General features: G+C 45.3%; 11 protein-coding genes. 6 read left to right on the top strand and 5 right to left on the bottom strand.

Annotated elements, in window-relative coordinates; genetic code table 11:
- The first annotated feature begins 79 nt into the window (after window positions 1-79).
- Window positions 80-1,453: a cytochrome P450 gene (locus RIE73_RS10165; protein ID WP_446401079.1), complete on the top strand. Its 1,374-nt coding sequence runs from the start codon at window positions 80-82 to the stop codon at window positions 1,451-1,453.
- Between the two features lie 44 nt (window positions 1,454-1,497).
- Here the strand turns inward: RIE73_RS10165 and RIE73_RS10160 are convergent, their stop codons facing one another.
- Entirely contained in the window at window positions 1,498-1,956 is a 459-nt protein-coding gene (locus RIE73_RS10160; protein WP_446401078.1) for a dTDP-4-dehydrorhamnose 3,5-epimerase, read from the bottom strand.
- Between the two features lie 291 nt (window positions 1,957-2,247).
- Window positions 2,248-2,454, bottom strand: a complete 207-nt coding sequence (locus RIE73_RS10155) for a hypothetical protein (protein WP_446401077.1) — start codon at window positions 2,452-2,454, stop codon at window positions 2,248-2,250.
- A gap of 599 nt (window positions 2,455-3,053) precedes the next feature.
- Between RIE73_RS10155 and RIE73_RS10150 the strand changes: the two genes are divergently transcribed.
- Together RIE73_RS10150 and RIE73_RS10145 are read left to right on the top strand one after the other, a co-directional pair.
- Window positions 3,054-5,534, top strand: a complete 2,481-nt coding sequence (locus tag RIE73_RS10150; RefSeq protein WP_446401076.1) for a tetratricopeptide repeat protein — start codon at window positions 3,054-3,056, stop codon at window positions 5,532-5,534.
- A 1,124-nt stretch (window positions 5,535-6,658) separates the two neighbouring features.
- Window positions 6,659-8,548, top strand: a complete 1,890-nt coding sequence (locus RIE73_RS10145; RefSeq protein WP_446401075.1) for an ATP-binding protein — start codon at window positions 6,659-6,661, stop codon at window positions 8,546-8,548.
- Window positions 8,549-8,802: 254 nt separating this feature from the next.
- Here the strand turns inward: RIE73_RS10145 and RIE73_RS10140 are convergent, their stop codons facing one another.
- The gene (locus tag RIE73_RS10140; protein ID WP_446401074.1) at window positions 8,803-9,687 is read right to left on the bottom strand and encodes a sulfotransferase family protein; all 885 of its coding nucleotides are present in this window, start codon (window positions 9,685-9,687) and stop codon (window positions 8,803-8,805) included.
- An 80-nt stretch (window positions 9,688-9,767) separates the two neighbouring features.
- Window positions 9,768-10,463 (bottom strand): 2-C-methyl-D-erythritol 4-phosphate cytidylyltransferase, encoded by a 696-nt coding sequence (gene ispD, locus RIE73_RS10135; protein WP_446401073.1) that lies wholly within the window; start codon window positions 10,461-10,463, stop codon window positions 9,768-9,770.
- A gap of 260 nt (window positions 10,464-10,723) precedes the next feature.
- Between ispD and RIE73_RS10130 the strand changes: the two genes are divergently transcribed.
- Window positions 10,724-11,686: a glycosyltransferase family 9 protein gene (locus RIE73_RS10130; RefSeq protein WP_446401072.1), complete on the top strand. Its 963-nt coding sequence runs from the start codon at window positions 10,724-10,726 to the stop codon at window positions 11,684-11,686.
- A gap of 400 nt (window positions 11,687-12,086) precedes the next feature.
- On the opposite strand, the gene RIE73_RS10125 is transcribed toward RIE73_RS10130, so the two are convergent.
- Window positions 12,087-12,578 carry a CRR6 family NdhI maturation factor gene (locus RIE73_RS10125; RefSeq protein ID WP_446401071.1) on the bottom strand — a complete coding sequence of 164 codons (492 nt, stop codon included), beginning with the start codon at window positions 12,576-12,578 and terminating at the stop codon, window positions 12,087-12,089.
- Between the two features lie 223 nt (window positions 12,579-12,801).
- Between RIE73_RS10125 and RIE73_RS10120 the strand changes: the two genes are divergently transcribed.
- Together RIE73_RS10120 and RIE73_RS10115 are read left to right on the top strand one after the other, a co-directional pair.
- Complete coding sequence (locus RIE73_RS10120; protein ID WP_446401070.1) at window positions 12,802-12,951, top strand: hypothetical protein; 150 nt, start codon at window positions 12,802-12,804, stop codon at window positions 12,949-12,951.
- A 44-nt stretch (window positions 12,952-12,995) separates the two neighbouring features.
- Window positions 12,996-13,448, top strand: a complete 453-nt coding sequence (locus tag RIE73_RS10115; RefSeq protein ID WP_446401069.1) for a Fur family transcriptional regulator — start codon at window positions 12,996-12,998, stop codon at window positions 13,446-13,448.
- Window positions 13,449-13,502: the final 54 nt, after the last annotated feature.

Genomic DNA, 13,502 nt, shown 5'->3' with positions numbered 1-13,502 from the left:
CTTAATTTGATGATTTTAGAGCAACGTATCGGGAAAAATTAGGCAAGATAAAAAGAGTAGCCGCTAACAGCAAAACTCTATGAAACCACTCACAGGTCCGCGCACACCCCGATATCTGAGAATTTTCCGGATTATCAAGCTGATTTTTCGCCCCTTGGACTACCTAGAGAATTATGCTCAACAGTATGGAGATATGATCAAAATTGGCGGGGATAACACTCCTCCCTTTGTCTATGTCAGCAATCCCCAGGCGATTAAAGAGATTTTTACGGCTGATCCAGAGTTATTTGAATCGGGTCGAGGAAATGGGGTGTTACGCTATTTAGTCGGGGATAACTCACTGCTAATGTTAGATGGTGAACCCCATCAGCGCCAACGCCGCCTGCTAATGCCTCCCTTTCATGGCGATCGCTTGCGAGAGTATAGTCAGCTTATTTGCGATATTACGGAAAGGGTAACAGCAGAATGGACAGTGGGTCAACCGTTGATTATCCGTACCTATACGCAAGAGATTACCCTGCGGGTGATTTTACAAGCTGTATTTGGCTTGAATCACGGAGAACGTTACACCCAACTGAGACAACTGCTGAGTACCCTCCTCGCATCCTTTGACTCTCCCCTAAGTTCCACTCTGCTGTTTTTCCCGTGGTTGCGACAGGATTGGGGTGCGTGGAGTCCCTGGGGGCGTTTTTTGCAGTTAAAGCAACAGATCAAACAGTTGATTTTTGATGAAATTCGCGAACGTCGGGAGCAAGGGGATGAGTCACGAACCGACATTTTAACCTTACTCCTATCGGCGCGAGATGAAGCAGGTGAGCCGATGACGGATGAGGAATTACATGATCAGTTAATGACACTCCTAATTGCGGGTCATGAAACCACGGCGTCTGCATTGGTTTGGGCATTGTATTGGATTCATTATCTGCCAGACGTGCGTCAAAAGCTGCTTGAGGAATTAGAAACCTTGGATGCAGAGGGCGATCCGATGGCAATATCTCGGCTTCCCTATCTGACAGCCGTTTGTCAAGAAACCCTGCGAATTTATCCCATTGCTCCGAGTACCTTTATTCGGATTCCCAAATCACCCATAGAAATCATGGGATATCAATTTGAAGCGGGTACAGCGTTGATGCCTTCTATTTATTTAGTTCATCATCGGCAGGATCTCTATCCAGAACCCAAGCAATTTAAACCCGAACGTTTTCTAGAACGGCAATATTCCCCTTACGAATATTTTCCCTTTGGTGGCGGGAACCGTCGCTGTATTGGTTCAGCGTTGGCATTGTTGGAAATGAAGCTGGTGTTGGCGACTGTTTTGTCACAGTTTGAACTGGCATTAACCGATAATCGTCCAGTGAAACCGATGCGTCGCGGTTTAACAATTGCGCCTCCTGGCAACCTACGAATGGTTCCTAAGCAGCGTCGGACTCAGAAAAAACCTGTGATGGTTTAATCTCATCTGTTGCCAATTCCTGGCTGAATTGTGCAAGGGTTTAATTAACCTACTGGTAATAATTGGGGGTTAGTCGAAGAATTGACTTCTGTTAACTTAGCTTGAGCCAATTCTAAATTGTAAGGGAACGGTGGTTTGATTGGCTGATAATCTCGTTCATGGGGTGTACCGTGACGTAAGACAGCATTCACCACCACACAAGTTTCGGAACTGAGATTAATCGCACCATGAAGAATCCCGGCTGGCACTTTAAGCACTGTTGGCTGGGCGTCAATTAAAGGAATATAATCATACTGACGATTTCTTAGCACCACCAAGACACAACTTCCCCGCACTACTAAAAGTTGATCGGTTTGAAATCGGTGAACAAATAGATCTTCCACGGTAGCAGGTGGAATCTGCACCAGCATGGTTTCGTGACTCGATTGGGGGGTGTAAAAATCGACTGTTCCGCCTTTGACCGATTCCAAGGGACGAACTTCGATGTTGTTGATTAAGCCCATGATCACTATCCCTCTTTATTTATCTCTATTGTTAATATAGAGGGTAACTATGTTAATTTTTGTGGCTAAATTGACAAAATGCGCTAATTCATGATAGTTGGGGTTTGGGTCTTACGCGATCGCACACCCTGGCTTTACCGTTGCACCAGCATCTGTAGGTGACGCTACAGCCCTCACCCCCAGCCCCTCTCCCAAGCCAGCCCTCACCCCCAGCCCCTCTCCCAAGCTTGGGAGAGGGGAGCAAGAGGGGAGCAAGAGGCGAGCAAGAGGGGAACAGTAAGACAGTTTGACCTATTTCCTGGGCTTGTTTACCGTTTTGAGCAACTCAGCAATGGATTTAAGCTGAGTTTGCGAGAAATACGCCATTGCCAGAATTACAGCAACCGCTACTCCGCCATACACCATCAGGGAACTGATATTCCCGGATTCAGAGGGTAGAGGCGGGTCAGGGGGAGTCGCTGTAACTAGGATGACCTGTTCTTTGTTATGATTAGACATAACAACTCCTTGGTCTTGTTAGACCATAAACTACATCAATCAAAGAGCGTCACTGGTTCCAGCCAGTCGCTCAAGTAAATTTGTAAGCAATCGAGAGCGTCTCTAGTTCCAGCTAGGGGCGCTCAACTGCTTATAGGGTAAGGATAGCACGCTCTCTTAAAAATATACAATAAAATTGACGTATTTTTATATTCAGTACGTCAAAGATGACATACAATTAAATCAGCCAGGTTGAATGATGGTGCGAGAACTGTAGGGGCGCAAAGCTTTGCGCCCGATTCAATCATCACATCTATCCCGTTAGGTCAGGGCGGGTTTAGTTACATCTGGGTGCAACCGAAAAGATAATAGTCAAACCCGCCCCTACATAATCTCCTACTTTCCCTCGGTCAGGGCGGGTTTAGTCACATCTGGGTGCAACCGAAAAGATAATAGTCAAACCCGCCCCTACATAATCTCCTACTTTCCCTCGGTCAGGGCGGGTTTAGTCACATCTGGGTGCAACCAAAAAGATAGTAGTGAAACCCGCCCCTACATAATCTCCCACTTATAACTTAAATCTCAATCGCCAACCTTATTTTGTCCGACTACTTCCTGATATGAAAGTATCTCGTTTTACTCCTAGTTTGATGCAGCCTGAAGATTTAGAAGCCATCTTTGTGCAGCGTCATCAGTTAGCCGAAGATATTGTGGAACGCATTAGCGATAGTGTGCTTACGCTGTCGCCCCATCACACCTTGCTGATTGGACCACGGGGTATTGGCAAAACGCATTTAGTTTCGCTGGTGTATCACCGGATTCGTAAGCGGGAAGCGTTGCAAAATCGCCTGTTAATCGCCTGGTTACGAGAGGACGAATGGGGCGTTACCTCGTTTCTGGATTTGCTGTTGCGGATATTTCGGGCGCTTCAGGAAAATGATGGAGATTTTGCCAAAATCCAGGTAAAGGGAGAACGAGAAGGGTTAATTAAGCGGGTTGAATCACTTTATGAATTGTCGCCGGATGAGGCGGAACAGGCTGGGACAGAATTATTAAAGGAAATCATCGGCGATAATCACTTACTCCTACTTATAGAAAACCTGGATGATATCTTTTCTGGGTTGAGTAAACAAGGGCAAAAACAACTCTATGCTTTTTTGCAAGAGAATCCCGGCTGTACGATTTTGGCAACGTCCCAGAGTTTATTCGATGAGGTAAAAAAAGAGAAATCTCCGTTTTATGACTTTTTCCACATTAATCACTTAGAAGATTTAACCGTTGAGGAAGCGATACAGTTATTAGCCAATATTGCCAGAGTTAGAGGCGATCGCGAATTAGAGTCGTTTATCCGACAGCCCAGGGGACGCGATCGCATCGAGGCGGTTCATCATCTGGCTGGGGGAAATCACCGGGTTTATGTGATTTTCTCAGAGTTCCTCACTCGCCAGTCTCTGGATGAATTAGTGGAACCCTTTATGCGGATGCTAGATGATTTGACGCCCTATTATCAAGCGCGGATGGCGTCTCTTTCGCCGCAGCAACGGAAGATTGTTGAGTTTTTGTGCGATCGCCGCCATGCGGTTCCAGTCAAAGAAATTGCCCAGCGCTGTTTTCTGACGCATCAAACCACCTCCAGTCAGCTTAAGGATTTGCGGGAGAAAGGGTATGTCACATCTGACGCGATCGGGCGGGAGTCTTTTTATGAGATGCGGGAAACCTTGATGCGCTTTTGTCTGGAGGTGAAGAAGCAACGGGGGGAACCGATACAGTTATTTGTGGATTTTTTACGGATTTGGTATACGAAGGAAGAGTTATTACAGCGATTAGGATTAACAGTTGCAGAATTTAGGAAGAATAGAGTTTTTGATGATTTAGGCAAAGATAATTATCTCCAGTATCAACAACGCTTAAAACCCCTCCCCTCTGATGCTGTTTTAGAACGAGAATATATTCTGTATGCACTTGAAGCGATGGACAATGAAGATGAAGATCCTCGCATCGCTGCGTGTTTGCAAGAGTATGAGAATTGTTTTGAGAAGGAAGATTATGTGACTGCTTTGGAACTAGCCGAGAAATTGGTAAAAATTCGCGGTCAAGCAGAGGATTGGTTGAAACGGGGATTGTGCTTGAGCAATCTTAAACGGTATGAGAAAGCGTTGGTATCTTGTGACAAAGCTATTGAGCTTGCTCCTCATTATGCACCAGCTTGGGGACTACGAGGCGCGGTATTGGCAACTATTGAACGCTATGAGGAAGCCTTAGTATCCTGTGACAAAGCCATTGAGCTTGAGCCTGATGATGCATCAGCTTGGGGACTACGAGGCTGGGTACTAGACAAACTCAAACGCGATGAGGAAGCCTTGGTATCCTGTGACAAAGCTATTGAGCTTGACCCTAATTATGCACCATCGTGGGAACTACGAGGCACACTGCTGGAAGATCTTAAACGCTATGAAGAAGCCTTGATATCCTGTGACAAAATAATTGAGCTTGAGCCTAATGATACACGAGCTTGGGGAATGCGAGGCGTGGTGCTGGCAGATCTTGAACGCTACGAGGAAGCTTTAGTATCCTGTGACAAAGCCATTGAACTGGGGTATCAAGACTCCTCTGTTTTCTTGAACCGTGCTATTGCCATTTTGGGATTAAATCGCTGGGATGAAGGGATTGCTGCACTAGAGAACGCATTCCAACGTTTTACCCTTGACAATGAAGCTGATGCAGATGATGCCAAGTTAATTATGCACATCTTGTTCAACAGCAGTAACAATGTGGAGATATGGCGATCGCGCATCAAAACCCTCATCGAACTTTACCACAAACACCAGGTTATTTCTACATTAGGACAGGGGCTTGTGAAAAGCGTTCCCACACTAATGTCAGAAATGGTTAGCGACAAAGCCGCACAAACCTGGCTGGAGGTGTGGCAAGAATTGGCGAGTGATTATCCTGAATTTCAAATCCCTCTCCGTCTTCTCAAGGCTGCGGTTGGCTATAAGCAAACAAAAGGCAATAAGCGTGTTTTGTTTAGCCTACCCATTGAAGAACGCAAGCTGCTAGAACCTTTGCTGGGTATAGCGGACACGTCGGCGGTTAAGTAATCAGTCATGCATTGAAATTGGGTATTAAGTAGGTGGGGACAATTAAAGTTAGCGGTGGAGATTAGGGAACAGGGAACAGGGAACAGGGAACAGTAAGGGTTTGAGGCTTTTTTATATAACTTAATCTAGTTAAGTCTATTTCCACCAACCTACTTAGTAGCGAGCAAGATGCTCGCCCTACAAAGACTGCGCCATTCTTGACATTAAGGTTTAAATGCAAAACAGCTTAGTTATCTCAGTCAGGTTGTAAGGCTTCAAGGGGATAATAACTGTTTAGGTGAACATGATTTCACCTCTGAGAGTGATGGTTCCCCTTCTCCCCCGGTGGGAGAAGGGGTTAGGGGATGAGGGGGAAACAACAAAAGCGTGCGGCTAATCCATCAAATTAGGTATGCCGAGCCACTACAATTTGACTTCGGCGGTTAACTAATTCTCTCTATCCTTTCTAGGTATAAATTCATATCGATTCCTGCGCTCAAAATATTCCTCTTACCAATCATTTTGGCGAATTGGGATGATCCAAATCACAGCACTAATGTGCTTCCTTCCTTGCACATCAAAAAGATAGAACTTACCCAATTTGAGGATGCAAACCCTATTGATAGGGGCAAGGTGGGCATTGCCCACCCTACAGTCTTGAACGAACAAATGTCTGGGTTTACTTCCAGTCTGATCAGGACGTTTTTAATATTTTTTAATTCATTGATGGATTTTATGAAATATCTTCACATTACTTTATGATTGTGGCAGACCGCTACCACTCTGTCATTGTCTCTCTAATTCTTGCTGGTAGCCAATTCCATCCATTGATAGCCCTGGGGCGGAATTCCTTTTTCCCACTTCTGTGCTTTAATCTTTACTCTAACTTTATTTGTTTAGTCAATTCTAAATGAAAACTTGTTAAAAACTTCATCATTTTATTCCTACAATTAATAGATAGAGCGTGTAATAAGGTAATGTATATCGATGAACAGAGGCAAAATAAAATTTCTATCTACTAATTGTCGCAAACTTCAAGTATTTTCGTCAACAATGACACCGATTGCATAATTAATCGTTTCTCGCAAATCATGCATCACTTCCCCTGGAAACCTTACGATCTATCTCACTTTTTGGCTTATCTTATGCTTTTTTCCAATTCCCGCTATCCCCCAGTCTCCCCCAAAAATGCCTTAATGGGTCAGCAAAACCCATTAAATCTGAATAAGAGTTTATCCGATATTTTTCCTCTCACCTGGATCAAACAAGGGATTCGCAACCTCAGCATATCTCAGAAAATTAGTTACGGCTACGCCTTGGCAATTGGCATATCCATTCTGGGAACAACCGGAGGATTAATTCTCGGTAATTATTACCAAGACCAAGCCCAACACCAAGAACGGGTTGCTGATCAGCAGCACCATCTCCTCAGTAACCTGGAAAATGCGACATTGGTTGTGCGATCGCATCCGCAAGAATTACTCACCGCCTCGGTAAATCCTAGCCAGATTGAAGCCCAAAAGCATCAGTATTTAGCCGATGTGGATCGGATGAAACGTCTACTCTCTGAGTTAGATATCTTCATCCAAGACTATCCCGATGGCGTGGATGTGAACACGGCTGAATTACATCATCTGCTTCAGGAGTATGAAGCGAATATAGACGCCTACAATCAAGTGATTGAATCACTCTGGCAGATCAGTGAATCGGAGAACCTGAAGCCAGAAGAGGTTACGGCGATACAACAAGAACTCTTAAAGGCACTGCATCACCCCTCTACCAGCCAAGTGATGGCTCAATTCAATCACCTATCCGATCATGTCGAGGATGCCAAAACTAACGCTGAAGCGCAACAGTCTCAGGTACATCAACAATTAGCACAAGCAGAAGCCTTACGCCTGCGAATCATCGTCAGTAGTTTGCTGCTATCGGTGGGTATCACGGTACTTTTAGCCACGATTACCAGCCGTGCGATCGCGCATCCGATTGAAACAGTAACTCACGTTGCTAGTGCGATCGTCAACGAGTCCAATCTGGAGATTCGCACTCCCGTCACCAGCAACGATGAAGTTGGTTCATTAGCCACATCTCTCAATCAGCTTGTCCAATGGGTAGACGACTCAACCCAAGACTTGGAACTAGCGCGTCAAACCTTAGAACAGCGCGTCGAGGAACGGACGCAAGAATTGACGCAAGCGCTGCAAGAACTCCAACACAGCCAAGCCCAACTGATTCAACGGGAAAAAATGTCCAGTTTAGGACAGATGGTGGCGGGGATTGCCCATGAAATTAATAATCCGATTAACTTTATCTACGGTAATCTGGATTATGCCAAGCGATCGATTAACGACTTACTGATCTTGCTAGAACTGTATCGGCAAGAATATCCTCAGCCTAACGGCGCGATTCAAGAACAAAGCGAAGTGATGGATTTAGATTTCCTCATCGCCGATATGCCGAAAATGCTGTCATCCTTAAAAAGTGGGGCTGAACGAATCCAGGAAGTTGTATTATCATTGCGAAACTTCTGTCGTCTGGATGAAGCGCAGTTAAAACGGGCAGATATCCATGAAGGATTAGAGAATACTCTCTTGCTTGTCGGTCATCGCCTCCAGCCCAACATTAACCTGGTTAAAAAGTACAGTCAATTACCGCGAATTGATTGTTATCCGGCACAACTCAATCAGGCGTTTATCAACATTATCAGCAATGCCATTGATGCCTTAGAAGAGGTTCAGGGTAAAGCTATCCCGACAATCGTCATTCGTAGTGAAACCATCGATAATCGTTGGATTCGCGTGTCAATTTGGAATAATGGTGCAGCGATTCCCGATGACGTTCAAGAGCGGATCTTCGATCCCTTTTTCACCACCAAATCTGTGGGCAAAGGAAGCGGGATGGGATTAGCCATTTGTTACCAGATTGTGAAAAAACACCAGGGTAAAATTGAAGTCACTTCCGAAGCTGAGAAAGGAACCGAATTTGCAATTACGCTACCGATTCAAACCGAAGCGGAGATGGCAATATCGGCTTAATCTAGCAAAAACAGAGAAGCTGAGGAAGGGAAGCAATGTAGAGACGTGCCATGGCACGTCTGGAAGCTGGGGGAGTCATGTTTCAGAGGTGATAACAGAAGCATCTGTCTGTAGGGGCGGGTTTAGGAACTAATATTGATTGTTATTCCTAGCTTGGCTGCAAAACCCGCCCCGACCTAACCGTTCAATTATCACAAATGACGTAACTTGCTTCTTTTCGGGAGCGAGTATGACATAAGACATAAGACATAAGACTACGTTAACCAATGAGAAAGGTCTCGTTGAATTAAATCTTGTAACTTGAGAATATCGTCTCGATAGAGTTCGATCAGTTGCTGGCGTTCCTCTGGCGACAGGGGAGCTGCTTTCTTATCTTGGGAGTTCATTTGGATCAGGCGAGAACGAATCGTTTGCCTCATTTCCAGGGGTAAAATTACTCGAAGTCCAGACCTGACTACCGTTCTCAAGGGATTTTCTTGGCGTAACATCTTATTCACTGCCGTATTTTTGGGGATTTGAGCAACTTGAGCTTTTTTAGAGACATCCGGCGAAAAGGTATCATCGACGCCAACAAACTGATACATGGTTTGCATAAAATAAACCGGGTCTTTCGCCAAGTCATCATACAAATAAACTCGGATTTGCTCTCGGTCAAATTCGTTATAAAAATGCTGCAAATGCTGATAATAAAATCCCTTGAGCAAAATAAACGATTTATCAGCCCGGTATTTTATTTGGTCAGACAAGCTGTTTCGCCTTCCTTTGTCAATGGCATCTCGGATATGCATTAAATAATCCGAATAGGCTCGGTCAACTGGATTTCGCAAGACGGCAATCAACTTGGCATTGGGGACATAACGCTTGATCCGCTCTGAGGATGACTGATAATGAAACAGATAATTAGGAGAGGCTTCCCCAATCGCAATTTCATCGGTTACCCCTTCAAAAAGTTGACAATATTTCTCAAAGGTGTCAATCTTGGCTTTCCGTTGAGTTTCAAGTTCTTCCCAGTTCTTTTCTAAAAAGTTTGTTTCTTTAACGGGACTCATGTAAATTTGTGGATGTTGTTTCAAATAGTTATAAATCGAGGTAGTCCCTGCTTTTTGAACACCGATAATCAGAAAAGTAGGAAGTTTCATCACAGTTCATCCTTGTTGATAAAATAAAATTGATAAACAGTTTGTAGTTAAACCCGCCGATAAAAGTGACTTAAGTCGGTTTACTGATGACTGGCTGCAAGTCGCTGACGTAGAATAAACTCCGCGATCGCTAAATCCATGGGTGTGGTTACCTTGAGATTCGTCTCTTCCCCTGCCACAATCTGTACAGGTAGCCCACAGCGCTCAAATAATGCAGCATCATCGGTAACGTCCCAATGTAATTTTCGTCCTTGGTCATGACATTGCTTCAGAAGCGACACCTCGAATCCTTGGGGCGTCTGGGCTGCCCATAATCGTCGCCTGTCGGGTGTATCTTGGATAATATCCGACTCATCGACGACTTTAATCGTATCCTTAACCGGGATCGCGGCAATCAAACCCGGACAATCTCTCAGGTGTTCCGCACAGCGATCAAATAATTGGGATGTGGCTAAACATCTAGCACCATCGTGAATCAGTACCCGTTCAGCCGTTGAGGGTAAAGCCTGCAAGCCGTTATACACGGATTCTTGGCGAGTTGTGCCCCCAGGAATCAGTTGTACCGCTTTCGTCAGGGCGAGATCCGCCAGAATTGCCTGAATATGGGTTTGATCCCCAGGCTGTCCAATAATGCCAATTTGGGTAATTTCCGCCGCCGCTTCCGCCGCCAGTAGCGTCCATGCTAATAAGGGTTTACCCAGTAAAGTGAGCAATAGCTTGTTGCGATCGCTCCCCATCCGTCGTCCCATTCCTGCTGCTGGAATTAATAAATGCACGAGCTTCCGCCTGATGATGCCAAATCTCTAGTCCCGATCCATCTAGTCTAATATGCTACTACTGGTTCATCCCAGTAAAGCAGTAGGTATAATATCATGCGTACAGTAATTCCATCAGCTAAATGGCAATGGGATCAGGGGTGTAGGAGTTCACCCTGTCACGGTGATCCGGACAAACTAATTTCCGGAAAATTTCGTGAAATTAGGAACGACCAGTCCATTAAAATTGAGCTGATATACAAGCTCTAAATTATATTCAGATGAGACTATTAGCCCTTGTTCCGGGAGGAATCAGCGATCAACTGCTGCTCTTTCCGACGTTCGATGACCTAAAAGCCAATTACCCCGACGCCGAAATCGATGTGATTGTGGAACCCCGCGCCAAGGGAGCCTATCGGGTTTCCGGTTCAGTCGATGAAGTATTACCCTTTGACTATAAAGACCGCAATGGTCTGGCAGATTTTGGTAACCTATTGGGGATTATCCGCGATCGCGAATATGATGCGGCAATTGCCCTAGAGCGTCGGTGGTCAGTGGGACTATTGCTCTGGATGAGTGGTATTCCCATCCGTGTGGGCTACGAAAATAATCAGGGTAAGTGGTTTTTCACCAACACTGTACCGCTGAAAACCGAGCAGTATGCGGCGTATATGTATCATGACCTGCTCACCGGGTTAGGGATGAATACCCCCTGTCCAGAACTTGCCATTCGTGTGCCAAAATCCGATCTGGATTGGGCAGAAGGGGAACAAGCCCGCCTGGGTATCCCGGAAAGCGGTTACATTATGATCGACGGCGGCTCTAATCACCTGGATCAATCTGAGGACATTGATAAGGTGTATCCCGCCCATAAATGGCAAAAAGTGATTGAAGACATCCACCAAAAACAGCCTGATCTGACTCTGGTTATGCTGCATGGTTCGGAGGATACGGAGTTAGTGGCGGCTCTCACCCAAGTCTGTCCTAATTTACAGATGACCTCACCCCCTGATAGTGGTAAGTTAGCCGCAATGATTGCGGGGGCGAACCTACTGTTATGTACAGATAGCGCGTCGATGCATCTAGCTGTTGCTGTGGGAACGTATACGATTGCCTTGTTTGGTCCGACTGAGGCTGACAAACTCCTACCCCCATCAGAACGCTATATTGGCATTCAATCACCCACTCGTTGGATTGCCGATATTCAGCCTGATGATGTATTAAAACAAGTTTGGCGGGGTTAGTGCAGCGCCCTTGGAAATACTTGAGCAGCTTCGTAAATACGATGAAGCTGGAGGAGCTGGGGAAGCTGAGGGAGCTGGGGGAGATAGTAGCTGTTCAGTTATTTCTGCCTTCTTGCACTAGGGAATGGCATTGAAATAAGCCGTTTTGAAGCGTCGAAACCCTTGATATACCGTAGGGTGGGCATTGCCCACCAGCATGGCAGTCAGTACCCTTCTACCTATTTAGGGCTTGCTGCACAAAGCCGAAACCGCAAAGCCCATCAATACTTTGAGCCCTATTTAGGGCGTCATTGCCGAAACAGCCTTATCCGCTACGGCGTGATCCCAATGGTGTGTTAAAGCCAACGCCAAGGTGAACCACTATCTGTATACAGCGTCTGTGGGTAAGCCCCTCTAAGTCTCAAGTTCTTTTTGGGGGGAACATTAGCTCAAACAACGTATCATCGAGTTCATACCCTAACATTTGAGCCATGGATTTGAGGCGCGATTGGTTGGGTAAATCAATTTGTTGTAACCAGTTATTCACCACAAAAACCTTTTGCATCATGAAAATTTCTAAGGCTTCTGGGTTATATTGAATCCCTTCCGTGCGATTAAACTGATGGGGGACAAGCATCGCCGTGTAGCGAGCGAGTTCCCCAGCTTTCCAATCCAGTAAAAACGGTAACCACGGATACTGAACATCCAAGCGGATAAACCATAGACGTATTTCCGGTATTTCTGACCATTCCCGTGGATCATTGGGTTCGCGAGGGTAGTTAAACTCAAAGCGTAACTGCTGCTCATAGTTTGCGATCGCGCCCTCGGTTAACCACTTATCAATCACAGTCTGGACGGGCGATAGGTCTAAATCATTGATGGAATGGGAATTGAGTTTAATTGTGATTGCCACTAATCTTGATCCGCTCCACAATACTTGGACATAGAGACGCACTGTTACATCGTCTGTACATTGCCTGGATTACTTCGGTCTTTCATCGAAGTCGAAGGGTCAACCAGTCCCCAGGCTTAACCTCGGATCAAGCTTACCTTAGTTTTCATTAACACAATCAATGCTACCCGACTTGATATCAGTCCACAGTAGACAGACTTAAACAATCTAAGGTAAAGTGGTAATGAGTTTGCCTTACAGTACCAGATGCCAAGTCATTCAAACTCAAATTTGGGCAAAGCTTGGCGAAAAAGATTATATCCGCAAAGATGATGCACTTTTAACCAGTGCAGTATGGGATCTCTATCAGGCTCGCCTTAAGGGTAGAGCTTGAGACTACTCCCGATCAAACTAACCACCCCATTCAATATATCGACCATGCAGAAAGAAGCGGCAGTTGTCAAACCAATTCGCTCATTGGAAGACGCCCTCAATCGATGTCAAGCATTAGGAATGCGCTTGTCGCGTCAGCGCCGCTTAATTTTGGAATTACTGTGGCAAGATCGAGAGCATCTCTGTGCACGCGACATTTATGATCGCCTGAATAAGCAAGGCAAAGAAATTGGTCATACCTCAGTCTACCAGAATCTAGAGGCGCTATCGTCTCAAGGCATTATTGAATGTATTGAACGATCCGATGGACGGCTTTACGGGAATATCAGCGATGCACACAGTCACGTTAATTGTGTGGATACGAATCAGATCATGGATGTTTATGTAGAATTACCAGAGGAACTAATCCAACACATTGAGCAACAAACTGGCGTTAAGATTACTGAGTATCGGATTGACTTCTATGGTTATCGCAACGGTAAACAGAGTCAGGTATGACGAATAACAAATGACAAATGACAAATGACTCTTCCCACCAACCTCTTTGCGATC

Origin of the sequence: Coleofasciculus sp. C1-SOL-03, assembly GCF_040220555.1 — a bacterium.
Lineage (GTDB): Bacteria > Cyanobacteriota > Cyanobacteriia > Cyanobacteriales > Coleofasciculaceae > Coleofasciculus.
Note: the sequence above shows the minus strand (reverse complement) of the source record. Positions and strands in the feature narration are given on the sequence as shown.

What these genes read in the sequence shown, in the direction of transcription:
- RIE73_RS10165 (WP_446401079.1), top strand. Translation starts at nt 80, where the DNA reads ATGAAACCACTCACAGGTCCGCGCACACCCCGATATCTGAGAATTTTC.
- RIE73_RS10160 (WP_446401078.1), bottom strand. Translation starts at nt 1,956, where the DNA reads ATGGGCTTAATCAACAACATCGAAGTTCGTCCCTTGGAATCGGTCAAA.
- RIE73_RS10155 (WP_446401077.1), bottom strand. Translation starts at nt 2,454, where the DNA reads ATGTCTAATCATAACAAAGAACAGGTCATCCTAGTTACAGCGACTCCC.
- RIE73_RS10150 (WP_446401076.1), top strand. Translation starts at nt 3,054, where the DNA reads ATGAAAGTATCTCGTTTTACTCCTAGTTTGATGCAGCCTGAAGATTTA.
- RIE73_RS10145 (WP_446401075.1), top strand. Translation starts at nt 6,659, where the DNA reads ATGCTTTTTTCCAATTCCCGCTATCCCCCAGTCTCCCCCAAAAATGCC.
- RIE73_RS10140 (WP_446401074.1), bottom strand. Translation starts at nt 9,687, where the DNA reads ATGAAACTTCCTACTTTTCTGATTATCGGTGTTCAAAAAGCAGGGACT.
- RIE73_RS10130 (WP_446401072.1), top strand. Translation starts at nt 10,724, where the DNA reads ATGAGACTATTAGCCCTTGTTCCGGGAGGAATCAGCGATCAACTGCTG.
- RIE73_RS10120 (WP_446401070.1), top strand. Translation starts at nt 12,802, where the DNA reads ATGAGTTTGCCTTACAGTACCAGATGCCAAGTCATTCAAACTCAAATT.
- RIE73_RS10115 (WP_446401069.1), top strand. Translation starts at nt 12,996, where the DNA reads ATGCAGAAAGAAGCGGCAGTTGTCAAACCAATTCGCTCATTGGAAGAC.